Here is a 23126-nt window from a genome sequence, read left to right as displayed (position 1 = left end):
CCCTAGAACTGAAACACGTTCTCGTCTATGGTGACGGAAGCGGCTCCCAACTGGGTACTCATTTCATGTAACACGTTGCAAGTGAGGTGGCATGACGGAGCAGTTCGACGTCGTCGTGGTCGGCAGCGGCGCCGCCGGGATGACCGCCGCGCTGGCTGCGGCCCACAACGGCCTGAGCGTCGTCGTCCTGGAAAAGGCGGCCTGCTTCGGCGGCTCGACCGCGCGCTCCGGCGGCGGCGTCTGGCTCCCCGGCAACCACGCGCTGCGCGCCGCCGGGATCGAGGAACCACCCGAACGGGCGCGCGAATACCTGGCCTCGATCGTCGGCGACGTCGTCCCGGCCGTCCGGCGCGACACGTTCCTCGCGCACGGCCCGGAGGTGCTGCGGTTCGTCTGCGACCACACGCCGCTGAAGTTCCGCTGGGTCCGCGACTACAGCGACTACCACCCCGAGGCCCCCGGCGGCCGGCCCGGCGGCCGGTCGGTGGAGCCGATGGCCTTCGACGGCAAGCTGCTCGGCGCCGAACTGGCCCACCTCGAACCGCCGTACAGCGCTCCCCCGCTCGGCGTGCCGATCACCCAGGCCGACTACCGCTGGCTGAGCCTCCTCGCGAGGCATCCGCGCGGGGCCGTCCGGCTGCTGTCGCTGGGCCGGCAGTGGCTCGTCGGCAAGCTCCGCGGGCGGCAGCTGCTGAGCATGGGGCAAGCGCTTGCGGCCGGCCTGCGCGTGGGCCTGGCCAAGGCCGGTGTCGAGGTCCGGCTGAACACGCCCCTGGTGGACCTGCGGGTCGAAGGCGACCGCGTCACCGGCGTCGTCACGTCGCAGGGGGTCGTCGAAGCCCGGCGCGGGGTGATCCTCGCCAGCGGCGGGTTCGAGCGGAACCTCGAGATGCGCGAGAAGTACCAGCGGGCGCCGATCGGCGTCGACTGGACCGTCGGCGCGGCCGCCAACACCGGCGACGGCATCACCGCAGGCCTCAAGCTGGGCGCCGCACTCGACCTGATGGACGACGCCTGGTGGGGGCCGACGCTGCCGCTCACCGGCGGGCCGTGGTTCGCGCTGGCCGAGCGGTCGCGGCCGCGCAGCATCATGGTCGACGCGCGCGGCGAGCGGTTCGTCAACGAGTCGGCGCCGTACGTCGAGGCCGTGCACGCGATGTACGGCGAAGGTGACGGGCCCGGCGAGCACATCCCGACCTGGCTCCTGTTCGACCAGCGCTACAAGGACCGGTACATGTTCACCGGCATCGGGCCGCGCCAGCCGCTGCCCGGCCGCTGGTTCAAGGCCGGCATCGCGGCGAAGTCGTCGACGCTGGCCGGGCTGGCGGCGAAGATCGACGTCCCGGCTCAGGCGCTGGAAGCGACGGTCGAGCGGTTCAACGGCTTCGCGCGCCGGGGCGTCGACGAGGACTTCCACCGCGGAGTCAGCAAGTACGACCACTACTACGGCGACCCGCGCAACAAACCCAACCCCAGCCTCGGTCCCCTGGACAAAGCGCCGTTCTACGCGGTGAAGATCGTCCCGGGCGACCTGGGCACGAAGGGCGGGCTGCGCACCGACGAACACGCGCAGGTGCTGCGCGAGGACGGCTCGGCGGTCCCGCGGCTGTTCGCCGCGGGCAACGCCAGCGCGGCCGTGATGGGCCGGACGTACGCCGGGCCCGGCGCGACCATCGGGCCCGCCATGGTGTTCGGCTACCTTGCGGCGACGCGGCTGGCGAACGAAGATCAGGGGACCACGGAAGGGCAGCGATGACGCAGGATTCGGTACGCACCATCTACGCCGGTGAGCCGCCGACCCGGTTCGCCCGCGGCTGGCACTGCCTGGGCCTGGCGCGGAACTTCCGTGACGGGAAGCCGCACGCCATCACCGCGTTCGGCACCAAGCTCGTGGTGTGGGCGGACTCGGCCGGGCAGCTGCACGTGCTCGACGGCTACTGCCGGCACATGGGCGGCGACCTCACCCAGGGCAGCGTCAAGGGCGACGAGGTGGCCTGCCCGTTCCACGACTGGCGCTGGAACGGCAAGGGCAAGTGCGTCTCGATCCCCTACGCCAAGCGAGTTCCGCTGCGCGCGCGGACGCGGTCGTGGACGACGGAGGAGCGCAACGGGCAGCTGCTCGTGTGGCACGACCCGGAGGGCAACCCGCCGGCCGACGAGCTGGCGATCCCGCGGATCGAGGCCGCCGACAGCGCCGAGTGGAGCAACTGGACCTGGGACGAGATCTTCATCGAGGGCTCCAACTGCCGGGAGATCATCGACAACGTCGTGGACATGGCCCATTTCTTCTATATTCATTACGCCTACCCGACGTACTTCAAGAACGTGTTCGAAGGCCACATCGCCACGCAGTACCTCAACACCAAGGGCCGCCCCGACATGGGCATGGCCTCGAACTACGGCGGCGAGGAAAACCTGCTGCGGTCGGAGGCTTCGTACTTCGGGCCGTCGTACATGATCAACAAGCTGGTGAACTCGTTCCAGGGCTACGAGATCGAGAGCGTGCTCATCAACTGCCACTACCCCGTCACGCCGACGTCGTTCGTGCTGCAGTACGGGATGAAGGTGCGGAAGCCGCCGGGCATCTCGGACGAGCACGCGGACAAGATCGCGGCCAAGCTGGCCCGCGGGATCGGCGCCGGCTTCCTGCAGGACGTCGAGATCTGGAAGCACAAGACGCAGATCGACAACCCGCTGCTGTGCGAAGAGGACGGTCCGGTCTACCAGCTTCGCCGGTGGTACCAGCAGTTCTACGTCGACGCCGCCGACGTCACCGAGGACATGACCGGGCGGTTCGAGTTCGAAGTGGACACGACCAAGGCGAACGAGGCGTGGTCGGCGGAGGTCGCGGAGAACCTGGCGCGGCAGAAGACCGAGGCGGAAGTGTGACCACGGCCGAGCGAACCGAGTTCCTGTCGGGCGGGCTGCGGCCGCACGAGTGCCGCAGCTGCGGGACGTGCGTGCTGGTGAAGAAGAACAGCATCCAGCACACGAGCATCCAGTGGACGTCCCGGCCCGCCGACACCTGCCCGGTGTTCGCGGGCGCGGGAGGCCCGTCGGCGCTGCTCGACACGTGCCCGAAGCTGGCCGACAGCATCTCCGACGCGGTGCGCGAAGGCACGCTGGCGGTGGCCGATGGCTGAGCGGGTCTACACGCTGACCGTCGCCGACGTCGTCGTCGAAACGCCGGACGCGCGCTCGGTGGTCTTCGAGATCCCGCCCGAGCACGCGCCGGCGTTCGCCTACCGGGCCGGGCAGTTCCTGACGTTGAAGATCCCCAGCGACCGGACCGGTTCGGTGGCACGGTGCTACTCGCTGTCGAGCGCGCCGCACGAGAACCGCGTGCAGGTGACGGTCAAGCGGACCGACGGCGGGTACGGCTCGAGCTGGGTCTGCTCGTCGTTGAAGCCGGGGATGCGGATCGACGTGCTGGCACCGGCGGGGGTGTTCAGCCCGGCCTCGGTGGACGAAGACTTCCTGCTGTTCGCCGGCGGCAGCGGCATCACGCCGGTGATGGCGATCCTGAAGACCGCTTTGGAGACCGGGTCCGGCCGGGTGGTGCTGGTCTACGCGAACCGCGACGAGAATTCGGTGATCTTCGCGGGCGAGCTGGCGTCGCTGGCCAAGCGGTACGGCGATCGGCTGGTCGTCGTCCACTGGCTGGAGAGCGTGCAGGGGCTGCCGGACGTCTCGCAGCTGCGCGGGCTGGCGTCGGCGTACACCTCGCACGAGGCTTTCCTGTGCGGCCCGGCGCCGTTCATGGCCGCCGTGCGGGAGGCGCTCGGGCAGCTCGGCGTGCCGCGGGACCGGGTGCACGTCGAGAAGTTCACGTCGCTGACCGGGAACCCGTTCGAGGACGTCGCCGAGGAGCCCGAACCGGAAGCGGAGCCGGAGTCGGACGAGGCGCCCGCGTCGCTGACGGTCGAACTGGACGGCGAGACCCGGTCCATGGCGTGGCCGCGGCGGCGGAAGCTCCTGGACCACCTGCTGAGCGCGGGCCTCGACGCGCCGTACTCGTGCCGCGAGGGACAATGCAGTGCGTGCGCGTGCCGGGTCGTGTCGGGCGAGGTGAAGATGCTGCACAACGAGGTCCTCGACGCCGAGGACATGGCGGACGGCATCGTGCTGGCCTGCCAGTCCCTGCCGGTCACCGACGAGGTCTCGATCAGCTACGAATAGGAGCTCCCGCGTGCCCATCGATCCCGCGATCGCGATCGGCGCCGAGATCGGCGAGGTGAACTTCGCCTGGACGTCGTCGGACGTGCTGCTGTACCACCTGGCGCTCGGTGCGGGCCCGGACGAGCTGCGCTACACCTACGAGCAGGACCTGGTGGTGCTGCCGACGTTCGCGACGGTCGCGGCCAACCTGCGTGTGTTCGACCCGCCGGCGGTGTCGTTCCCCGGGGTGGAGATCGACCTGGCGAAGGTGCTGCACGGCAAGCAGGAGATCACCCTGCACCGGCCGATCCCGGCGTCGGGCAAGGCGGTGGCCCGCTCGCGGATCGCGGACGTGTACGACAAGGGCAAGGCCGCGGTGGTGATCCAGGAGGTCGCGGTCACGTCGTCCTCGGGTGATCCACTGTGGACGGCCCGGTCGAGCATCTTCGCCCGCGGCGAGGGCGGGTTCGGCGGCTCGCGGGGGCCGTCGGATCGCATCGACTGGCCGACGCGTTCGCCGGATTTCGTGCTGGAGACGCCGACCCTGCCGCAGCAGGCGCTGCTGTACCGGCTGTGCGGCGACCGGAACCCCCTGCACGCCGACCCGGCGTTCGCCCGGGCGGCGGGGTTCGACCGGCCGATCCTGCACGGGCTGTGCACGTACGGGATCGTGGCGCGGGTGCTGGTGAACGAGTTCCTGGACGGCGACCCGGCGCGGGTGGCGTCGTTCGCGACGAAGTTCGCCGGGGTGGTGTTCCCGGGCGAGACGCTGCGGACCCGGGTGTGGCGCGCGGAGGACGGACGGCTGCTGGTGACGACGTCGGCGGCCGAGCGGGACGACGCGCCGGTGCTGGCGGACACGGTGCTGGTGTCCACTTCCTGAGCGGTGCCGCCGGGGCCGCTACCGTGGTGGGGAGACCTCGGGAGGACGAATGCCGGAATACTTCGTGGTGCGGGGAACGGTCGAATCGGGCGACAAGCGCGGCCGCGAGCTGGGCTTCCCCACGGCCAACATCGCCCTGCGCGACCAGGACGGCTCCCTGGGCGACGGCGTGTGGGCGGGCTGGATCGGCCGAGCGGACGGCACCCGCCTCCCGGCGGCGATCTCGGTCGGCCGCCGCCCGACGTACTACGGCGCGGACGGGTACCGCCTGCTCGAGGCCCACGTCCTGGAGTTTTCGGGCGACCTGTACGACGAGACGCTGGTGGTGTGGCTGGGGTCCCACTTGCGGGAGCAGGAGAAGTACGCCTCGGCGGAGGACCTGATCACGGCGCTGAAGAACGACATCGCGGCGGCCACCCAGTGGACGGCCGAGCACCCGGCGGCTTCGCTCCCGGAGCCGGGGGAAAGCGCGCTGGGCGAGGTGCGGCGGATCGCGAGCTGAAACCTGCCGCGGCCCGAAACTGTCGGTGGTCTCCGGTAACGTGAAATCCGGGGGACCCCCGGGCCGGGGACCTCTCGGTGCCGTGCTCACCAATCGCGTGCTCACAAAGCCGAGGCCAGCAGCATGTAGCCCATCCCCGCCCCCATGACCGTCCGGCACACCGCGCGTGACGCGTGCCCGGAGCCGGCGGCCGGTCCCGCGGTGGGTGAGCCCCGCACCACCAGCACGCCGGACCACGCCGCGTCGGCCACGAAGTACCCCGCCGCCACCACCGCGATCAGCGGCACCGCCAGCCGGGCGTCCATGGTGGCCATGGTCAGCCAGGGCCCGTGGTCCCCGCCGCCGTGGGGCATCGCCGTTACCATGTACAGCATCGCCGCCGCCGACAGCGCGTGGTGCGCGCACGTCCGGCTCCGCCACCAGGCCACCGCGAACCAGGCCGTCGTCAGCGCCAGGACCGCCTGCCAGCCCGCCGCCGGGATCGGGCCGCCGACCGGGGAGAACATCGCCACCATCGCCACCACCAGCAGCAGTTCCGCCAGGTCGCCGTGGCGGACCCGGTGGCCCAGGCGTGCGTAGTCGAGGCGGACCAGCCGCAGCACGCAGGGCAGCGTCAGCGCCGCGAACACCGCCGTGAGCGCCCAGTCGACGACCATCGCCAGTTCGGCCTCACTCTCCGTCGCAGGTGGTGTCTCCACCGTGACACCCACGCCGGTCGCGCACCAGCCGTCATTGAGGTGACACTCAGTCACCCGTCAGGAGGAGTCCGCTCGTCGGCACGCCCGTCCCCGCCGTGACCAGCACCCGGGCCGCGCCCTCGACCTGGTTGGCCGCCGTGCCGCGCACCTGGCGGACGCCCTCCGCGATGCCGTTCATGCCGTGGATGTACGCCTCGCCGAGCTGGCCGCCGTGCGGGTTGAGCGGCAACGCGCCGTCGAGCTCCAGCGCGCCGCCGGCGATGAAGTCCTTCGCCTCGCCCCGGCCGCAGAACCCCAGTTCCTCCAGCTGCATCAGCACGTACGGGGTGAAGTGGTCGTACAGGACGGCGACGTCCACATCGGACGGTCCGAGCCCGGACTGGCCCCACAGCTGCCGGCCCACGACGCCCATTTCCGGCAGCGCGGCCAGGTCGTCGCGGTAGTAGCTGGTCATCACGTACTGGTCGGGCCCGCTCCCCTGCGCCGCCGCCGCGATCACCGCGGGCGGGCGGGCGAGATCACGGGCTCGCGAAACGCTGGTGACGACCAGCGCGACGCCGCCGTCGCTCTCCTGGCAGCAGTCGAGCAGGTGCAGTGGCTCGGCCACCCAGCGTGACGCCTGGTGCTCTTCCAGGGTGATGGGCCGGCCGTGGAACCACGCGTTCGGGTTGGTCGCCGCGTGCTTGCGGTCGATGACCGCCACGCGGCCGAAGTCCTCGCTCGTCGCGCCGTAGTCGTGCAGATAGCGCCGGGCCACCATGGCCACCGTCGCCGCCGGGGTCGCGATGCCCATCGGGTAGTGGAACGCGTTGTCCACCCCCGAGGAGTTGACCTGGCCGGCCGCCGCGGACGACACCTGGCCGAAGCGGTGCCCGGACCGCTCGTTGAACGCCCGGTAGGCGACGACGACGTCCGCGACGCCGGTCGCCACCGCCATCGCGGCCTGCTGCACGGTCGCCGCCGCGGCACCGCCGCCGTAGTGGATCCGGCTGAAGAACTTCAGTTCGGGGATCCCCAGCTCGCGCGCGACGGCGATCTCCGCGTTTCCGTCCATGGTGAACGACACCAGACCATCCACATCGGACGGTGACAGCCCGGCGTCGGCGAGGGCGTGGGAGATGCATTCGGCCGCCAGCCGCAGCTCGCTGCGCCCGGAGTCCTTGGAAAACTCCGTCGCGCCGATCCCGGCGATGGCCGCCTTCCCGGAGAGCGTCACGGCAACGTCACCTCCACGGTCCCGGCGACGTGCTCGCCGAGACTGTCCACACCGGACACCGAGACGACGACGTCGTTGCCCGCACGGGAGACCACCCGGCCGGTGAACGTCAGCGTGTCGTAGGCGTAGCAGGGCACGCCGAGCCGGATCTTGATCGACCGGATCAGCGCCTCGGACCCGGCCCATTCCGAGACGAACCGCTGGACCAGCCCGGTGTCGGTGAGGATGTTGAGGAAGATGTCCTTCGAGCCGCGGGCCACGGCCGAGTCGCGGTCGTGGTGGACGTCCTGGAAGTCACGGGTGGCCAGCGCCGTGCTGACGACGAACGTCGGTGTCGCCTCGATCGTCAGCGGCGGCAGCTCGGTCCCTTCGGCGACGACGGTCATCGGGCCACCTTCCACGCGGGCAGGGTCAGGTCGTCGTCCACCTTGACGAACGCCGCGACGACCGGCAGTCCGATGTGGACCTCGTCCGGGGACGCGTCCAGGAGTTCGGCCATCACGCGGACCCCTTCTTCCAGTTCCACCAGGGCCACGACGAACGGGAGTTCCTTGCCCGGCACCGGCGGGTGGTGGTGCACGACGAAGGAGTACACGGTCCCCCGGCCACTGGCGACGACGTAGTCGGGCTTGGTGTCCAGCGAGCCGTCGGGCGGCATCGGCCCCGGCGGGTGCCGCAGCGTCTCGCCCCAGCGCTGGATCCGCAGCTCCCCCTCGCGAAGACCGTCCCAGAAGAACTCCGTGTCCCGGCTGATCACCGGCCGCAGCACCGGCGCCGGCGGCGGCTTCGGGGCGGGCGGGCGGAACTTCAGGACCCGGAACACCATCTCGGCGACGGCTTCGGAGCCGACGGACCAGGTCGTCCGGGTGGTGACGAACCAGCCTTCGCCCAGCGCCGTCCGCTTCGGGCCGACGACCGTCTCCAGGCGGGTCGCCGCCGCCACGTGTTCACCCGGCCGCAGGTACCGGTGGTAGGTCTGCTCGGAGTTCGTGGCCACCACGGAGGTGAACCCGGCCTCGTCGAGCACGGCCATCATCGCGCCGAGCGGGTCGTCGTCGGCCCGGCTGCCGTGCAGGCCGTTCATCGTCCACACCTGGGCCATCGCGGGCGGCGCGACCAGTCCCTTGTGGACACTGGCGGCGGCGTACTCCGGGTCGGTGTAGACCGGGTTGCGGTCGCCGATCGCCTCGACCCAGTTGTTCACCATGGCCTGGTTGACGGGATCCCGGGCCAGCCGCGGCGAGGACTCCCCCTGCGCGGCGATCGCGGCGGCGGCTTCTTCGATGGTCATCGTGGCACCCTCGGCAGGCCCAGGCCGATCGAGGCGATCAGCTCCCGTTGGATTTCGCTGACGCCGCCGCCGAAGGTCAGCACGATGTTGCGCTTGGCGGTGAGGTCGAGCCAGTCCGCCAGCTCGGCGGTGTCCGGATCGGCCAGGTCGCCGTGGCGCGCGACGACTTCCTCGAGGTTCCGGCCGATCCGCTGGATGGCCTCCGAGCTGAACACCTTGGTCGCCGACGCGTCGGCCACGCCGACCGGCGCACTCGCCGCGGACACCGCCACCTGCCAGTTCAGCAGTTCGTTCACCCTGGTCACGGCCATGGCCTCGGCGAGCACGGCCCGCACGTCGGCGAGGTCCAGCAGGCCGTGCGCGCTCGCCCACGCGTGCACGCGGTCGTACAGGCCGCCGATCCGCCCGGCCGGCCCGAGCATGACGCGCTCGTGGTTGAGCTGCGTCGTGATCAGCCGCCAGCCCGCGTTTTCCTGCCCCACCAAGCGGTTCACCGGCACGCGGACGTCCGAATAGTACGTCGCGTTGACGTGGTGGGCGCCGTCGCAGGTGATGATCGGCGTCCACGAGTAGCCGGGATCGCTCGTGTCGACGATGAGGATCGAGATGCCCTTGTGCTTCGGCGCGTCCGGCGCGGTCCGCACGGCGAGCCAGACGTAGTCGGCGTCGTGCCCGCCGGTGGTGAAGATCTTCTGGCCGTTGACGACGTATTCGTCGCCGTCGCGCACCGCCGTCGTCCGCAGCGACGCGAGGTCGGTGCCCGCTTCCGGCTCGCTGTAGCCGATCGCGAAGTGGATCTCCCCGGCCAGGATCTTCGGCAGGAAGAAGGACTTCTGCTCGTCCGTGCCGAACTCCTGCAGCGTCGGCCCGACCGTCTGGAGCGTGACCGAGGGCAGCTGGACGTCGGCGCGCGCGGCCTCGTCGACGAACAGGTGCTGTTCGATCCCGCCGAAGCCCTGGCCGCCGTACTCGACCGGCCAGCCGACGCCGAGCCGGCCGTCGCGGCCCATCCGGCGGACGATCTCGCGGAACACCGGCCCGTGCCGCTCGCGCCGCATCGCCTGGCGTTCCTCGGCGCTGATCAACCCGGCGAAGTACTCGCGCAGTTCGGCGCGCAGCTGTCGTTGCGCCGTGGTCAGTTCGACGTGCATCCGCTCACCCCGCCACTCGTTCGCCGAGCCGGCCGAGCCGGTGCGCGGCCCCGCCCAGCGTCCGGCCGAGATCCTTGACCGCCGACGAATACCGGTGCAGCGGATAGGTTTCTTCGACACCGACCCCGCCGTGCAGGTGGTGGCAGGTCGCCAGCGCTTCCGGGGCCCGCGAGGCGAACCAGTAGGCGGCGACGTCCAGGTCGGCGTCGGCGTCGAGGCCCGAAGCCAGCCGCCACACCGCGGACGTCACGGCGAGGTGCACGGTCCGGGCGGCCACGTAGACGTCGGCGATCTGGCCCGCCACGGCCTGGAAGGCGGAGAGGGGCCGGCCGAACTGGGTCCGCTCGCCGACGTGCTTGACGGTCAGCGCCAGCGCGCCGGCCAGCAGGCCGTCGCCGAGGGCCAAGGCGCCGGCCAGCGCGAACCGGTGCAGCGCCGCCACGGCACCGCGGTCGAACAGGAGGTCCGTTTCCTCGACGGCGACGTCGTCGAGCCGGACGGTGTACTCCGGTGTGTCGGAAGAGGTGGGCGTCCGGACGAGCGTGACCCCGTCGGCGCGCGGGTCGACGAGGTAGACGGCGCTGCCGTGCGCGGTGGTCACCGGCGTGAGGATCCGGGTGGCTTCGGCGGCGTACGGGACCGCGGTCTTCACGCCGCTGAGCAGCCACTTCCCGTCTCCGGCCCGCGCGGTCGCGGCGGGCTCGGCGGCCAGGGGCGCGGAGGGCTCGTTCAGGGCGGCGGTGAGCAGTGCCTCCCCGGCCGCGACCGGCGGCAGCAACTCCGCGCGCTGGGCCGGGGTGCCGAGCGACTCGATCGGCAGGACGCCCAAGGCGAGCGCGGCGTACGCGGGCACCGGCGCGGCGGCCCGGCCGACCTCGGTCAGGACCTGGGCGACCTCGGTCACGCCCAAGCCGTCGCCGTCCAGCTCCGGCGGCAGGGCCAGGGCGAGCAGGCCCGCCGTAGCGAGGGCGCGCCAGGGATCGTCCGGCGACCCGAGCACTTTCGCGGCGAGGGCGGCGATCTCGGTCTGCGTTTCGTCAGGGGCGAAGTCCACGCCTGTCCTCCGGATCGGGCGCAATATTGAAACCTGTTCTAGTCTTAACCGGAAAGGACCGGCTCGGCAACCCCCGGAGGAGGCTGGATGGCGGCGACGCGGCGGCTGGTCACCGTGCCGCCGACCGCGGGCGTGCCCGAGCCGGTCTCCCTGGAGCTGCCCGGCCGCGGGCGCACCGTGGTCACCGACATCGGCCCGCGCGACGCGCCCGCCCTGCTGCTGTTGCATTCGGTGGCCTGCACCGGCCTCCTGACCTGGTACCCGGCTCTCGACCTGCTGGCGCGGCAGCACCGCGTCGTCGTGTTCGACCAGCGCTGGCACGGCCGGGGCATCCGCTCGCCCGAGTTCCGGCTCGCCGACTGCGCGGACGACGTCACCGCGGTCGCCGACGCGCTCGGCATCGGGCGGTTCACCCTCGCCGGGTACTCGATGGGCGGTATGGTCGGCCAGCTCGTCGCCCGCGCCGAACCAGAACGTGTTACCGGACCGGTGCTCTGCTCGACCGCGAGCACCTTCCGCCGCGGGCTGCGCCAGCGGATCGCCCTCGACGTGTTCGGCCGGACCGTGCGGCAGCTACGCGAGCGCGCGAAACCGCCGGCCGCCCCGGCCGGGGTGCCGCGCGCCCGCGTCGAAGACCACCGGTGGGGGCTGCGGGAGTTCCGGTCGACGACGCCGTGGGCGATCGCGGTCGCCGTCGACGAAATCGGCCGGTTCGACTCGACGCCGTGGCTGCCCACGCTGGCTGCCGGCCGCGGTCGTCGTGACCGCCCGCGACCGGTTCATCGCCCCCGCCCACCAGCGGTCCCTGGCCCGCCGGATCCCCGGCGCGGCCACCTACGAGGTCGCGGCCGGGCACGCGGCCTGCGTGCTGGCCGCCGATCGCTGGGTGCCCGCCCTGCTCGCCGCGGTCCACTCCCTCCGAGGAAGGAACTCCTGATGGGACGCTTCAGCCTGCCCGACCAGAAGCCCGAGGGCCTGGATTCCCCGGTGACGGCGAAGGTGATGAAGTACGCGGCGAAGGCGCAGGTGGCCGTCTTCCGGCTGACCGGCGGCCGGGTCGGCAGCACGTGGCGGATCGGGGCGGGGTTCCGCAAGCCCGTGCCGACCCTGCTGCTGGAGCACCGCGGCCGCAAGTCCGGGCGCCGGTTCACCACCCCGCTGCTCTACCTGCGCTCCGGCGACGACGTCGTCATCGTCGGCTCGCAGGGCGGGCTGCCGCGGCACCCGCAGTGGTACCGCAACCTGCTGGCGCACCCCGAAACCCGCATCGACCTCAAGGGCCGTCGCGGCGTCCCGGTCACGGCCCGGGTCGCCGGGCCGCCGGAACGCGCCGAGTTGTGGCCGCGGCTGGTCGAGCTGTACGCGGACTTCGCCAAGTACCAGGCCTGGACCGAGCGGGAGATCCCGGTCGTGGTGCTCAGCCCGCGGCCTTGAGCAGTTCGGAGAGCGCGTCCGGGAGCGCGTCGGCGAGCGGCCACAGGTCCTTGACCAGCTCCCGCGCGCCGAGCAGGCCGACGTGCAGCTTCCCCGCGTTGGACAGCACCGTGACGTTCAGCCCGGCGCCGTGGAAGACCGGGCCAAGCGGGTAGAAGCCGGTGATCCGCGCGCCCAGGAAGTACAGCGGCATCGGCGGCCCGGGCACGTTGGAGACGACCAGGTTGTGCACCACCGGGTGCTTTTCGGCCAGGCGCAGCGCCGAATACGCGCGCACGGCGAGCCCGAACGCCGTCGCGGCCGAGAACTGCGCCCAGTCCTGCAGCATGTCGGCGTCGATGTCGTGGTGGTGTTCCTTCGAGCGCCGGTTGGCCTCGGCGAGGAAGAACACGCGCGCGGCCGGGTCGGGCAGGTGCGTCGGCAGGGAGGCGAAGAACGCCGAGACCTTGTTGCTGCCGTGCTCGCGTTCGGTCCGGTCGTGCACCGAAACCGGGACGGTCGCCACCAGCGGATCCTCCGGCAGCTCCCCGCGCGCGACGAGGAACTCCCGCAGCGCCCCGGCGACGAGCGCGAGCACGACGTCGTTCACCGTCACCCCGAAGGCGTTCTTGACGTCCTTGACGCCGGCGAGGTCGAGCTGGGCGAAGGCGACGCTGCGGTGCCCGGTGATCGTGCCGTTCAGCGACGTCCTCGGCGCGGTGAACGGCACCGGCATTCCCTTGCCGCGCAACGCCCGGCCGACCCACCGCGGCACCAGCCCGACGAGGTCGGGCAGCAGCCGTGCGACCTCGGCGGGCCGCTTCACGACGCTCTCGACCCCGGAGCGGAGCAGGTCCAGCGGCGAGGGCATCGCGGCGTTCCGGTGCTCCTCGATCTCCGGCATCGGCTCGTCCGGTTCGAGCCCGGCGAGGGAAGTGATCAGGCTGGCGCCGCTGACGCCGTCGACGCTCGCGTGGTGCATCTTGAGCAGCACGGCGAGGCGCCCGTCGGCCAGGCCTTCGATGACGTACAGCTGCCACAGCGGGTGCGCGCGGTCGAGCTGCTGCCCGGCGATGTGGGCGCAGAGGTCGGCCAGCTCGGCGCGGTCGCCGGGGGCCGGGACGCCGATGCGGTGCACGTGGTGGTCGAGGTCGAAGTCCTCGTCTTCGACCCACACGGGGTGGCTGAGGTTCCAGAGTGGATTGTGCAGTTTGCGGCGGAACGCCGGGATCATCCGGACGCGCTCGTCGAGGCGTTCCTGGAGCTTCGCGAAGCTGTAGCCGCCGGGGACGGTCGAGCCGTCGAGGATGAGCAGCCCGCAGACGTGCAGGACCTGCGACGACGTCTCGAGGTAGAGGAAACTCGCGTCGAGGCCGCTCAGTCTCTGCATGGCGCCAGGGTAAGCCACGTCCGGTGAGCGGCGCGTCACCCTACTCACCGGTACAATCGCGGTGGTGCAGCCGAATTTCCTGATCCGTCGCGCGGTCCAGCTCGGTCTCACCGCCAACGCCCTCCGCCCGCTGCGGGCCCGGTCCACGACGATCCCGGCGTTCTTCGCCGGGTGGCTGACCGGCGAGCTGGCGCCCCAGTTCCTGGCGCTGACGGCGGCGGATTCCCTGCTCCACGTGGCCCGCCACGGCACCGGCGACCGCTCGACGAAGGCGGGCCTGGCGATGGCGGCCGCGTCCGCCGCCGGGCTGGCCGCGCTGATCCGCACCGGGCACGGCGCCCGCGAGGAGATCGAGAACGCGCTGACGTCGGCGCTGGGCGAGGACTACGCGTCGGAGCTGGGCCGCTCGGACCTGGGCCTGCCGTGGGGTGAGCTGGCGCTGCCGTTCCGGATGGGCGCCCCCGACGTCCGCATCGACCGCAACATCGCGTACGCCCCGGGCGGCAAGCGGTTCCTGCTGGACGTGTACCGCCCTGTCGAGCCGGTTTCGGGCGCGCCGGTGCTGCTGCAGGTCCACGGCGGTGCGTGGGTGATCGGCAACAAGGAGGAGCAGGGCCGGCCGCTGATGCGCTACCTGGCGCGCCGGGGCTGGGTGTGCGTCGCGATCAACTACCCGCTGGCACCGGCACACCGCTGGCCGGCGCACATCGTCGCGGCGAAGCAGGCGCTGGCGTGGATCCGCTCATCGATCACTTCGTACGGCGGCGACCCGAGTTTCGTGGCGGTGACGGGCGGCTCGGCGGGCGGCCACCTGTCGGCGCTGCTGGCGTTGTCGCAGAACGATCCGGCGTTGCAGCCGGGTTTCGAGGACGCGGACACGAGCATCCAGGCATGCGTCCCCCACTACGGGGTGTACGACTTCGCGGCAACGTCCGGCGCCCCGGCGAGCAAGTACCGGCTGGAGAGCCTGATCGCCCGCCGCGTGTTCGCCCCGGACCGTGACCCGGTGGCGCACTTGGACGACTACATCGCGGCGTCCCCGCTGGATCGGATCACCTCGGACGCACCACCGTTCTTCGTGATCCACGGCCGGGACGACTCGCTGGTCCCGGTACGGGAGGCACGCGAGTTCGTTTCGCGGCTACGGGAGAAGTCGCGGCAGCCGGTGGCGTATGCGGAGCTGGCGGGGGCGCAGCACGCGTTCGACGTGTTCACGTCGGTGCGTTCGGCGCACGTGGTCCGCGGGGTCGCGCGGTTCCTGGACCACACGTACAACGGTTGGAAGGCCGAGCACCGGTAAGCGCCTGCGCTCAGGGGCGTGCGGTCCCGCGCGAAGGTCAGTAGGCGAGGTCCACCGGGCTTGCCGAGGGCGGGCCGTCGAGGCGCCACTCCGGTCCTTCGCGGACGAAGCGGTACCAGCGTGCGTCGCGGCCGTAGCGCAGTTGCAGCTCTCCGTGGGTCACTCGGTTGCGCCAGATCTTCGGCTTGCCCGGGAGGCCCGCGTCGGCCAAGAGCGACTCGGCTTCCGCGAGGGGGCCCGGGCCGGGCTGCCAGGTCTCTCGCAGGGCCGCCAAGCCGTCGCGGCCTGCTTCGCGCCAGGCCTCGGCCCAGCGGGTCAAGTCTCGTGGGAGCACTCCAGCCGAAGCGGCGAGGGCGGTGATCTCCGCGCCGGACCGTCCCGCCGCTCGGCGGGCGAGGTCTTCGTCGAACGTCAGCTCCGCCGCCGTCGGACCGCCGGTCAGGAGGTCGCGGGCGAGGGCGGCCGCGTCGGCCGCGAGGGCGGCCAGCCCCGCCGCCGTCCAGCCCGTGCCCGGTGGTGGGTCGAGGTCCAGGACCGCCGGCGGTCCGGGGATCCGCGGTGGTGGGGGCAGGGTCGGGATCGCGCCCGGCCGTCGTGCGTAGGCGGCGCGCGGGGTCAGTCCTTCATCGACGCGCTTGGGGAGCTTCGGTTTCTCGCCGCGCGCCGGCGAGCGGCGGGCGCGGAGCTCGGCCAGCACGTCGGCCCGCGGGCGCCCGCGCAGCAGGAAGAGCGTGAACGGGTCGCGGTCCACCTCGTCGGCGACCAGGTAGTACACCGCGGCGACGTGCTTGCACGGGTTCGCCGAGTCCGGGCACGAGCACCGCGGCCGCAGGTCGCCCGGGCCCGGCAGCAGGTCGACGCCCGCTTCGCGCGCCTGCTCGGTGAGCGCGCCCGGCAGCTCGCCGTCGAGCAGCGCCGCCGCGTGGCCGAGCTGGGTGCCGACCACGCCGAGCAGGGTGTCCCACTCGCCGTCGGTGAAGGTGCGCATCGTGATCGTCACCTTGTACGGCTCCGGCCGGCTGCCGCGCACCCGGGCGCTCACCGCGCCGGCCCCGGCGTGCAGCTCGCTGACCGTGCCCTTCCGCGCGTACGTCCGCCCGCGGGGCAGCCGGTTCGGGTCGAGCTTCGCGCGCTGCTCCAGCGCGTCGACCCAGGCCCGGCCCCACCACGTCGTGCCGAAGTTCCGCCTCGGTGGCATCACCCGCCCCCGAGCCGGACCAGGTCGGCGAGCTCGTCGTCGGACAGTTCGGTGATCCAGTCCTCCCCCGCCCCGACGATCGACTCGGCGAGGCCGCGTTTCTTTTCGAGGACCTGCGCGATCCGCTCCTCGAGGGTGCCTTCGGCGATGAGCCGGTGCACCTGGACCGGCCTGTCCTGCCCGATCCGGTACGCGCGGTCGGTGGCCTGGTCCTCCACCGCCGGGTTCCACCAGCGGTCGTAGTGGATCACGTGGGTGGCCCGGGTCAGGTTGAGCCCGACGCCGCCCGCCTTGAGCGAGAGCAGGAAAACCGGGATCTCGCCGGCCTGGAACCGGTCGACCATGTCCTGGCGCTTCGCCGGCGAACTGGCGCCGGAGAGCAGTTCGGTGGGCAGCCCACGGTCCTTGAGCCGCCGCTCGAGCAGGCGGCAGAGCTGGACGTACTGGCTGAACACCAGGACGCTTTCGCCTTCGTCGAGGATCACGTCCAGGAGTTCTTCGAACGCCGCGAGCTTGCCGGAGCGGCCGGTGAGCGCGCCGTGCGGTTCCTTGAGGAACTGCGCCGGGTGGTTGCAGATCTGCTTGAGCTCGGTGAGCAGCTGCAGCACCTGCCCGCGCCGCTTGATGCCCTGCGTTTCCCGGATTTCGGCGAGGTTCTCCCGCACGACGGCCTCGTAGAGCGTGGTCTGCTCGGCGGTCAGCGGGACGAACCGGTCGGTCTCGGTCTTGGGCGGCAGTTCCGGGGCGATGTCGGGGTCGGACTTGCGCCGCCGCAGCAGGAACGGCCGGACGGTGGTGGCCAGCCGCTCGGTGACCGCCTTGTCGCGGTCGCGTTCGATCGGCCGCGCCACGGTGCGGCGGAAGCGGTCGAGCGGGCCGAGCAGGCCGGGCGTCGTCCAGTCCACAATGGACCACAGCTCGGTGAGCCGGTTTTCGACCGGGGTGCCGGTGAGGGCGACCTTGGCTTGCGCGGGCACCTTGCGCAGTTCCTTGGCCGTGGCGGAGAGCGGGTTCTTGACGTGCTGGGCCTCGTCGGCCGCGATCAGCCCCCAGTCCACTTCGGACAGCGTTTCGCGATCGCGGCGGAGGACGCCGTACGTGGCCAGGACGACCTCGTCGGGCGCGAGGTCGTCGAGGTGGCGGCCGCCGCCGTGGAACCGGCGGACGGGGATTTCGGGGGCGAAGCGGGCGAACTCGCGCTCCCAGTTGCCGAGGAGGGAGGTGGGACAGAGGACAAGGGTGGGGCCGCCGGTGGTTCGCGGGACCCCGGCACCGCCCGGCGAGACCTCCGCGCCAGTGGACGGGAACTCAGCACCAGCCGACCGAGCCTTGTCGCCATCGGGCGCTGCCGTGCGACCAGCGGACAGCGGCTGCACGCCGGCGAGCACTGGCCCATCGCCACCCGGGACCGGCTCGGCCCTCGGCAGCGGCTCCGCTGCCGAAGATGCGGGCAAGTCGGACGGTGCCAAGCCCGGCCTCAGCTCTCCAGACCGCGCCAGGTCCCGGCGATGCAGGTGGAGGGCGATCAGCTGGATCGTCTTGCCCAGGCCCATGTCGTCGGCCAGGCAGGCGCCCAATCCCAGCCCCGTCATCGTCGCCAGCCAGGACAGCCCCGCCTGCTGGTACGGGCGCAGCGTCGCGTGCAAGCCCGGCGGTGGCGCCACCAGGGTGTCCGCCCGGTCGCGGATGCGCGAAGCCAGCCCGCCCAGCGCCGGGGGTGCCGCGAACTCGACGCGTTCGCCGTCGAGCTCCAGCTCGCCCGTCAACGCCGCGGCCAGGGCCTCGCCCGCGTCCAGCTTGCGGGTGCGGCCCCGCACCCGGGCCAGGAGCTGCGGGTCGACCCGGACCCACTGGCCGCGCAGGCGGACCAGCGGCCGCTTGGCTTCCGCGAGCGCCGCGACCTCGGCCTCGGTCAGCTGCTCGCCGCCGAGGCTCAGCTGCCAGCGGAACTCCAGCAGCGAACGCAGGGCGAACTCCGCCTCCGTGACGCTCGCCGGTGCCTGCGTCGCGCTCGCCTTCGCCTTCACCTCCGCCGCGAACAGCCCCTTCGACCAGAGCACCTCGATACCGGCGCCACCGAGGTCGCGGGCGCCGTCGGTGAGCAGGTCGACGACCTCTTCGTCGGACAGCTCCAGCGAAGCGGGCGTCGCCTGGGCCAGCACCCGGCCCAGCGGCGCCCAGGCCCGCGCGCCGCGGCGCAGGCCCAGCAGCAGCTGCGTCTCGACCTGGTCGCCGAGGCGGTTCAGGACCGCGTCCGGGGCGTCCCACAGCGTTGCCGCCTCCACCACCAGGCTCGGCTCGGCCATGCTGCGCACCGCCAGCACCCCGGCGAACGAGTCGTCGTCGAGGCCCTCGACCCGCAGGAGCACCTGGATCCCGCGGGGCTCGCGGGCCTCCAGCTCCGCCAGCCAGGCCGCGCCGTCCGGGCCGAGCAGGGCCGGTTCACGGGCCGCGAACGCCGGATCGCCCGCGCCCACGGGAGCTGCCGGGCTGCGCACCAGCAGGTCGGCCGTCGCGTCCCAGAGCGCGCGGACCAGGGAATCCGGCGAGTGCAGGCGGATGCGTTTCAGCCCGGTCAGGGGCAGCGCGTACGCCTCCGGTGGCAACGCGCCGGCCAGCCCCCGCAGCAGTTCTTCGTCGGCGGCGTCCAGCGGGCCGATCCGCCAGGCCGCCGCCCCGCCCGGCGAGGCGGCCGGCCGCAGCCGCCCCCGGGCGACGAGGTTCACCCCGGCGTTGACGGCCGCCGACCACGCCGCGACCGCCGGGCTGGCCTCCTCCCCCACCGACAGCAGCCGGGGCAGCGCCCGCTCCAGGGGGACCAGCTCGGCGTCGACCTTCGTCCGCGCGAACTTGGCTCCCCGGGGCAGCACGAGCTCGATCGTGGTCCCGCCGGCCACGTCGTCGCCCCACAGGGCCAGCACCCCGTCCCGCGGGGGATCCGCGGGGAGGTAGGTGGCCTGGGTGCCTGCGCTGAACTCCACGACCGCAACGCTAGAACACGGCACCGACAGTTTTGCCCTCGGCAGCGCGAACGGGCCGTTCGCACCGTTGCACAACGCAACCCACCCGTGCGCCGCGGGGCATCACGCGTGCTTCAAGAGGCATCACGCGTGATTGGCGGGACGACACGCGTGATGGGCGGGGCATCAGCCGCGGGGCAGGCCCAGCAGGCGTTCGGCCGTGAGGGAACGCAGGACCTGGGTCGTGCCGCCCGCGATCGAAAGGCAGCGGGTCAGCAGGAATTCGTGCTGCGGCGAGCCGTCGGCGAGCAGCGCGCCCGAGCCGGCCAGCTCCAGCGCGAACTCCGCCACCTCCTGCCGGTGCTGGACGCCGAGCAGCTTCCGGACGCTCGACTCCGCACCCGGGTCCTGGCCCTCCAGCCGGCGCAGGGCCGCCCGCAGGTCCAGCACCGAACCCGCGACCCCGTCGGCCACCAGGGAACCGAGCCGGTCCAGCGCGACGTCGTCCAGAACCGCCGCGTCCACTGTGGACACCAGGGTCTGCACGCTCTCACCGACCGCCGACCCGCTGCCGATGGCGACCCGCTCGTTGGCCAGCGTCGTGCGCGCCAGCCGCCAGCCGCCGCCCGGCGGGCCGACGACGTCGGCGTCCGGCACGAACACGTCGTCGAGGAACACCTCGTTGAACACGGCCTCGCCGGTGATCTCGCGCAGCGGCCGCGTCGTGATGCCGTCGGCGCGCATGTCGACCAGGAAGTACGTGATGCCCTTGTGCTTGGGCGCGTCCGGGTCGGTGCGGGCGAGGCAGATGCCCCAGTCGGCTTCGCGGGCGAGTGACGTCCACACCTTCTGCCCGGACAGCCGCCAGCCGCCGTCGACGCGCCGGGCCGCCGTCCGCAGCGCCGCCAGGTCGGACCCGGCGCCGGGCTCGCTGAACAGCTGGCACCAGGTGAGCTCGCCGCGCAGGGTGGGCCGGGCGAACCGGGCGCGCTGCTCGTCGTTGCCGTGCTCGAGGATCGTCGGCACCGCCCACGCGCCGATCACCAGGTCCGGACGGCGAACCCCGGCGGACGCCAGCTCGGCGTCGATCCGCAGCTGCTCCGCGGCATCGGCGCCGCGGCCGTAGGGCGCCGGCCAGTGCGGCGCCAGCAAACCGGCGTCGGCCAAGGCGACCCGCTGATCGCTGGAGGGCAGCTCGGCGATCCGCGCGACCTCCTCCCGCAGCGAAGGATCGTCACCGACGTCGACACCCAGCGTCCGCTCGGTCCCGGAAAGCGCCAGCGACGCCGCCCGCCGCCGCCACGACCCGCCGAGCCACTGCCGCAGGGCCACCGCCCGGCGCAGGTACAGGTGGGCGTCGTGCTCCCAGGTGAACCCGATGCCGCCGAGCACCTGGACGCAGTCCTCGGCGTTGGCGACGGCCGCGTCGAGGGCGACGACGGCCGCGCTCGCCACCGAAAGCGGGTGCTGACCGGAGGCCGCGTCCCAGGCCAGCGCTTCGGCGGCTTCGGCACGGCACAGCATCTCGGCGCACAGGTGCTTGATCGCCTGGAACGCCCCGATGGGCTTGCCGAACTGCTCCCTGACCTTGGCGTACTCGACGGCGACGGTCAGGCACCGCCGCGCCACGCCCGCCGCCTCGGCGGCCGCCAGGGTCGCCGCCGGCGGAGCGACCGGCGGCAGGGTGAAGACATCGCCACGGACGCCCGAGAACCGGATCCGCGCCAGCGGGCGCGAGAAGTCGAACGCGGCCAGGGGCTCGACGCTCACCCCGGGCGTGCCGGGAGCGAGCAGGACGTGGCCACCGTCGGCCGGCACGAGCAGCCAGGTCCCGGCGTCCGCGCCGGGCACCGGCCCGGTGACGCCGTCGTCGAGCGACGGCGCGTCCAGCAGGACCGCGACCGTGGCCTCCCCCTCGGCCAGTGCCGGAAGCAGCTCCTTCGCCTGGGGCACGTCGGCGAGCAGCAGCCCGGCGAGCGCGGTGCTCAGCACCGGCCCGGGAACGAGTTCTTCCGCCGCCGCGGCGAGCCCGGCGGCGAGGTCGGCGACGCTGCCGCCGGCCCCGCCGGCCGCCGCGGGCAGCGCGACACCGAACAGGCCGAGCGCGGCGAACCCGGCCGGGATTCCCGCGCCGGAACCGGTTTCCGCGGCGCGCACCGCCTCGCGGGGGTGGTGCGCCGCGGACCAGGCGTGGATCGCCTGGGCCAGCGCGGCCTGTTCCTCGGTGAGCGCGACCGGCATGGGGCCTCCTCGCGGTTTCGGCGACACTACTCGCGAGTGTAGAACGTGTTACAGTTTTTCGGCCAGTGGGTCAGCTGTCGCGAGGTTCGCCAGGACAGGTAATCTACGTCGTGAACTGGAACAAGTTCCGAAGGACGGGGGAATGCCGATGCCAGGCAAAACCAAGGCCCGCGGCAACGGCCTGAGCGCGATCGGCGCCGACGAGCTCGGCTCGGCCGCCCAGCGCGACCGCCGCCGCCGGATCATCGACGCCACCCTCGCCCTCGCGTCGAAGGGCGGCTACGACGCCGTCCAGATGCGCGCCGTCGCCGAGAAGGCCGACGTCGCCCTCGGCACGCTGTACCGGTACTTCCCCTCGAAGATCCACCTGCTCGTCTCCGGGCTGGCCCGCGAGTTCGAGCGCGCGCAGGAGAAGCTCGAGCGCCAGGCCATCCCGGGCGACACGCCCGCCGAGCGGCTGATGTTCGTGCTCGGCCGCAACACGCGCATGATGCAGCGCGACCCGCACCTGACCGAGGCCATGGTCCGCGCGTTCATGTTCGCCGACACCTCCGCCGCCGCCGAGGTCGAGCAGGTCGGGCGGCTGATGGAGAACATGTTCGCCAAGGCGATGGGCATCGCCGAGCCGGCCGAGGCCGACCGGGACATCTTCCACGTGGTCGCCGACGTCTGGATGGCGAACCTGGTCGCGTGGGTGACCCGCCGCGCCTCGGCGGCCGACGTCGCCAACCGCCTCGAACTGTCGGTGCACCTGCTGCTCGACAAGTAACCGCGCCGCCTCAGCGGTGCGCGGCGGCCACCTCGGCCAGCTCGTCGAGGGCCTTGAGCGTCTCCGCTTCCGGCAGCGTGTCCAGCAGGAACGTGTACCGCTCGACGCCGGCCTCGCGGAAGCCGTCGATCACCTTCGGCGTCGTCGGCCCGCCGAACACCGCGAACTGCACGTCTTCACGGCCCTGCTCCGCCAGCCATCGACGGACGCGCTGCGCCTCCTGGTACTTCGTGTAGCCCCGGAGCAGCCAGCCGTCGCCGTACTTGGCCAGGCGGTTCAGGGCGGCTTCGCTCTCGCCACCGATGTAGATCGGGACGTGCGGCTTCTGGACCGGCTTCGGCCAGCTGAAGATCGGGTCGAGGTCGATGTGCTCGCCGTGGAACTCGGCCTCGTCCTTGGTTCAGATCTCCTTGAGCGCGGCCAGCTGCTCGTCGATCAGCGCGCCGCGCGTCTTCGGGTCGGTGCCGTGGTTGCGCATCTCTTCCCGGTTCCAGCCGACGCCGACGCCGAACAGCGCGCGGCCGTCGGAGATCACGTCCAGCGACGCGACCTCCTTGGCCGTGTGGATCAGGTCGCGCTGGATCAGCAGGGCGATCCCGGTGCCGAGCAGCAGCTCCGACGTCGCGGTGGCCGCGGCGGCGAGCGCCACGAACGGGTCGAGCGTGCGGTAGTAGACGCGCGGCAGGTCGCCGCCGCCCGGGTACGGGCTTTCCCGGCTCACCGGGATGTGCGAGTGCTCGGCGAGGAACAGCGAGTCGAAGCCGCGCTCTTCCAGGGCCGCACCCAGCACGTCCGGCCGGATGCCCTCGTCGGTCACGAACGTCGAAATTCCGAATTTCATACCCAAGGACTACCACCGGGTTGACAGGAGGTGCAGGATGGAGTGATCTCATCACACGTTG

General features: G+C 72.4%; 19 protein-coding genes and 2 pseudogenes. 10 read left to right on the top strand and 11 right to left on the bottom strand.

The annotated features are described in order from the left end of the window. Nucleotides 1-91 precede the first annotated feature (91 nt). From kstD to C2L58_RS40605, 6 genes are read left to right on the top strand one after another with little or no spacing between them, the layout of a single operon-like run. Nucleotides 92-1756 (top strand): 3-oxosteroid 1-dehydrogenase, encoded by a 1665-nt coding sequence (gene kstD, locus C2L58_RS40630; protein WP_103342933.1) that lies wholly within the window; start codon nt 92-94, stop codon nt 1754-1756. Beyond that, entirely contained in the window at nt 1753-2889 is a 1137-nt protein-coding gene (locus C2L58_RS40625) for a Rieske 2Fe-2S domain-containing protein (RefSeq protein WP_103342932.1), read from the top strand. Before kstD ends, C2L58_RS40625 begins: the two co-directional genes overlap by 4 nt. Then, nucleotides 2886-3143: a hypothetical protein gene (locus C2L58_RS40620; protein ID WP_103342931.1), complete on the top strand. Its 258-nt coding sequence runs from the start codon at nt 2886-2888 to the stop codon at nt 3141-3143. The genes C2L58_RS40625 and C2L58_RS40620 overlap by 4 nt, the downstream gene beginning before the upstream one ends. Beyond that, complete coding sequence (locus C2L58_RS40615) at nt 3136-4179, top strand: ferredoxin--NADP reductase (protein ID WP_103342930.1); 1044 nt, start codon at nt 3136-3138, stop codon at nt 4177-4179. The genes C2L58_RS40620 and C2L58_RS40615 overlap by 8 nt, the downstream gene beginning before the upstream one ends. Nucleotides 4180-4189: 10 nt before the next feature. Continuing rightward, nucleotides 4190-5041 (top strand): MaoC/PaaZ C-terminal domain-containing protein, encoded by an 852-nt coding sequence (locus C2L58_RS40610; protein ID WP_103342929.1) that lies wholly within the window; start codon nt 4190-4192, stop codon nt 5039-5041. A 49-nt stretch (nt 5042-5090) separates the two neighbouring features. Then, the gene (locus tag C2L58_RS40605) at nt 5091-5543 is read left to right on the top strand and encodes a riboflavin kinase (RefSeq protein ID WP_103342928.1); all 453 of its coding nucleotides are present in this window, start codon (nt 5091-5093) and stop codon (nt 5541-5543) included. 101 nt (nt 5544-5644) lie between these two features. Here the strand turns inward: C2L58_RS40605 and C2L58_RS40600 are convergent, their stop codons facing one another. The 6 genes from C2L58_RS40600 to C2L58_RS40575 form a co-directional block, all read right to left on the bottom strand. Further along, the gene (locus C2L58_RS40600; protein WP_103342927.1) at nt 5645-6199 is read right to left on the bottom strand and encodes a DUF5134 domain-containing protein; all 555 of its coding nucleotides are present in this window, start codon (nt 6197-6199) and stop codon (nt 5645-5647) included. Nucleotides 6200-6287: 88 nt separating this feature from the next. Next, nucleotides 6288-7457, bottom strand: a complete 1170-nt coding sequence (locus tag C2L58_RS40595) for a lipid-transfer protein (RefSeq protein WP_103342926.1) — start codon at nt 7455-7457, stop codon at nt 6288-6290. Next, the gene (locus C2L58_RS40590; protein WP_103342925.1) at nt 7454-7843 is read right to left on the bottom strand and encodes a MaoC family dehydratase; all 390 of its coding nucleotides are present in this window, start codon (nt 7841-7843) and stop codon (nt 7454-7456) included. The genes C2L58_RS40595 and C2L58_RS40590 overlap by 4 nt, the downstream gene beginning before the upstream one ends. After that, nucleotides 7840-8748: a bifunctional MaoC family dehydratase N-terminal/OB-fold nucleic acid binding domain-containing protein gene (locus tag C2L58_RS40585; RefSeq protein ID WP_103342924.1), complete on the bottom strand. Its 909-nt coding sequence runs from the start codon at nt 8746-8748 to the stop codon at nt 7840-7842. Before C2L58_RS40585 ends, C2L58_RS40590 begins: the two co-directional genes overlap by 4 nt. Then, the gene (locus tag C2L58_RS40580) at nt 8745-9899 is read right to left on the bottom strand and encodes an acyl-CoA dehydrogenase family protein (RefSeq protein ID WP_103342923.1); all 1155 of its coding nucleotides are present in this window, start codon (nt 9897-9899) and stop codon (nt 8745-8747) included. The genes C2L58_RS40585 and C2L58_RS40580 overlap by 4 nt, the downstream gene beginning before the upstream one ends. A gap of 4 nt (nt 9900-9903) precedes the next feature. Beyond that, complete coding sequence (locus tag C2L58_RS40575; RefSeq protein WP_103342922.1) at nt 9904-10953, bottom strand: acyl-CoA dehydrogenase family protein; 1050 nt, start codon at nt 10951-10953, stop codon at nt 9904-9906. Nucleotides 10954-11040: 87 nt separating this feature from the next. Between C2L58_RS40575 and C2L58_RS51065 the strand changes: the two are divergent. Both C2L58_RS51065 and C2L58_RS40565 read left to right on the top strand, forming a co-directional pair. Continuing rightward, a pseudogene (locus tag C2L58_RS51065) lies at nt 11041-11670 on the top strand (alpha/beta fold hydrolase); the annotation flags it as partial. A 219-nt stretch (nt 11671-11889) separates the two neighbouring features. After that, nucleotides 11890-12387: a nitroreductase family deazaflavin-dependent oxidoreductase gene (locus C2L58_RS40565; protein WP_199191674.1), complete on the top strand. Its 498-nt coding sequence runs from the start codon at nt 11890-11892 to the stop codon at nt 12385-12387. Here C2L58_RS40565 and C2L58_RS40560 read toward each other — a convergent pair. Next, complete coding sequence (locus C2L58_RS40560; protein WP_103342921.1) at nt 12371-13756, bottom strand: WS/DGAT/MGAT family O-acyltransferase; 1386 nt, start codon at nt 13754-13756, stop codon at nt 12371-12373. The genes C2L58_RS40565 and C2L58_RS40560 overlap by 17 nt on opposite strands. Before the next feature lie 64 nt (nt 13757-13820). Between C2L58_RS40560 and C2L58_RS40555 the strand changes: the two genes are divergently transcribed. Beyond that, on the top strand, nt 13821-15056 hold the full coding sequence (locus C2L58_RS40555; protein ID WP_103342958.1) for an alpha/beta hydrolase: 1236 nt from the start codon (nt 13821-13823) through the stop codon (nt 15054-15056). A 37-nt stretch (nt 15057-15093) separates the two neighbouring features. Here C2L58_RS40555 and C2L58_RS40550 read toward each other — a convergent pair whose 3' ends face one another. The 3 genes from C2L58_RS40550 to C2L58_RS40540 form a co-directional block, all read right to left on the bottom strand. Further along, a complete protein-coding gene (locus tag C2L58_RS40550; RefSeq protein ID WP_103342920.1) occupies nt 15094-16254 on the bottom strand; it encodes an SWIM zinc finger family protein in 1161 nt (386 codons plus the stop codon). After that, nucleotides 16254-19235: a DEAD/DEAH box helicase gene (locus C2L58_RS40545; RefSeq protein WP_233226202.1), complete on the bottom strand. Its 2982-nt coding sequence runs from the start codon at nt 19233-19235 to the stop codon at nt 16254-16256. Before C2L58_RS40545 ends, C2L58_RS40550 begins: the two co-directional genes overlap by 1 nt. A gap of 165 nt (nt 19236-19400) precedes the next feature. Beyond that, nucleotides 19401-21455, bottom strand: a complete 2055-nt coding sequence (locus C2L58_RS40540; protein WP_103342919.1) for an acyl-CoA dehydrogenase family protein — start codon at nt 21453-21455, stop codon at nt 19401-19403. A gap of 142 nt (nt 21456-21597) precedes the next feature. Here C2L58_RS40540 and kstR point away from each other — a divergent pair, with 142 nt between their 5' ends. Continuing rightward, nucleotides 21598-22224, top strand: coding sequence for a cholesterol catabolism transcriptional regulator KstR (gene kstR, locus C2L58_RS40535; protein WP_103342918.1), 627 nt, complete (start codon nt 21598-21600; stop codon nt 22222-22224). Between the two features lie 10 nt (nt 22225-22234). On the opposite strand, the pseudogene C2L58_RS40530 reads toward kstR, so the two are convergent. Further along, a pseudogene (locus tag C2L58_RS40530) lies at nt 22235-23065 on the bottom strand (LLM class F420-dependent oxidoreductase). Nucleotides 23066-23126: the final 61 nt, after the last annotated feature.

Source organism: Amycolatopsis sp. CA-126428 (assembly GCF_002904335.1).
Classification (GTDB): domain Bacteria; phylum Actinomycetota; class Actinomycetes; order Mycobacteriales; family Pseudonocardiaceae; genus Amycolatopsis.
Note: the sequence above shows the minus strand (reverse complement) of the source record. Positions and strands in the feature narration are given on the sequence as shown.

Bases quoted from the DNA above. Each gene is read 5' to 3' on its own strand.
- kstD (WP_103342933.1), top strand. From the start codon at position 92: ATGACGGAGCAGTTCGACGTCGTCGTGGTCGGCAGCGGCGCCGCCGGG.
- C2L58_RS40625 (WP_103342932.1), top strand. From the start codon at position 1,753: ATGACGCAGGATTCGGTACGCACCATCTACGCCGGTGAGCCGCCGACC.
- C2L58_RS40615 (WP_103342930.1), top strand. From the start codon at position 3,136: ATGGCTGAGCGGGTCTACACGCTGACCGTCGCCGACGTCGTCGTCGAA.
- C2L58_RS40605 (WP_103342928.1), top strand. From the start codon at position 5,091: ATGCCGGAATACTTCGTGGTGCGGGGAACGGTCGAATCGGGCGACAAG.
- C2L58_RS40600 (WP_103342927.1), bottom strand. From the start codon at position 6,199: ATGGTCGTCGACTGGGCGCTCACGGCGGTGTTCGCGGCGCTGACGCTG.
- C2L58_RS40590 (WP_103342925.1), bottom strand. From the start codon at position 7,843: ATGACCGTCGTCGCCGAAGGGACCGAGCTGCCGCCGCTGACGATCGAG.
- C2L58_RS40585 (WP_103342924.1), bottom strand. From the start codon at position 8,748: ATGACCATCGAAGAAGCCGCCGCCGCGATCGCCGCGCAGGGGGAGTCC.
- C2L58_RS40580 (WP_103342923.1), bottom strand. From the start codon at position 9,899: ATGCACGTCGAACTGACCACGGCGCAACGACAGCTGCGCGCCGAACTG.
- C2L58_RS40565 (WP_199191674.1), top strand. From the start codon at position 11,890: ATGGGACGCTTCAGCCTGCCCGACCAGAAGCCCGAGGGCCTGGATTCC.
- C2L58_RS40560 (WP_103342921.1), bottom strand. From the start codon at position 13,756: ATGCAGAGACTGAGCGGCCTCGACGCGAGTTTCCTCTACCTCGAGACG.
- C2L58_RS40550 (WP_103342920.1), bottom strand. From the start codon at position 16,254: ATGCCACCGAGGCGGAACTTCGGCACGACGTGGTGGGGCCGGGCCTGG.
- C2L58_RS40540 (WP_103342919.1), bottom strand. From the start codon at position 21,455: ATGCCGGTCGCGCTCACCGAGGAACAGGCCGCGCTGGCCCAGGCGATC.
- kstR (WP_103342918.1), top strand. From the start codon at position 21,598: ATGCCGATGCCAGGCAAAACCAAGGCCCGCGGCAACGGCCTGAGCGCG.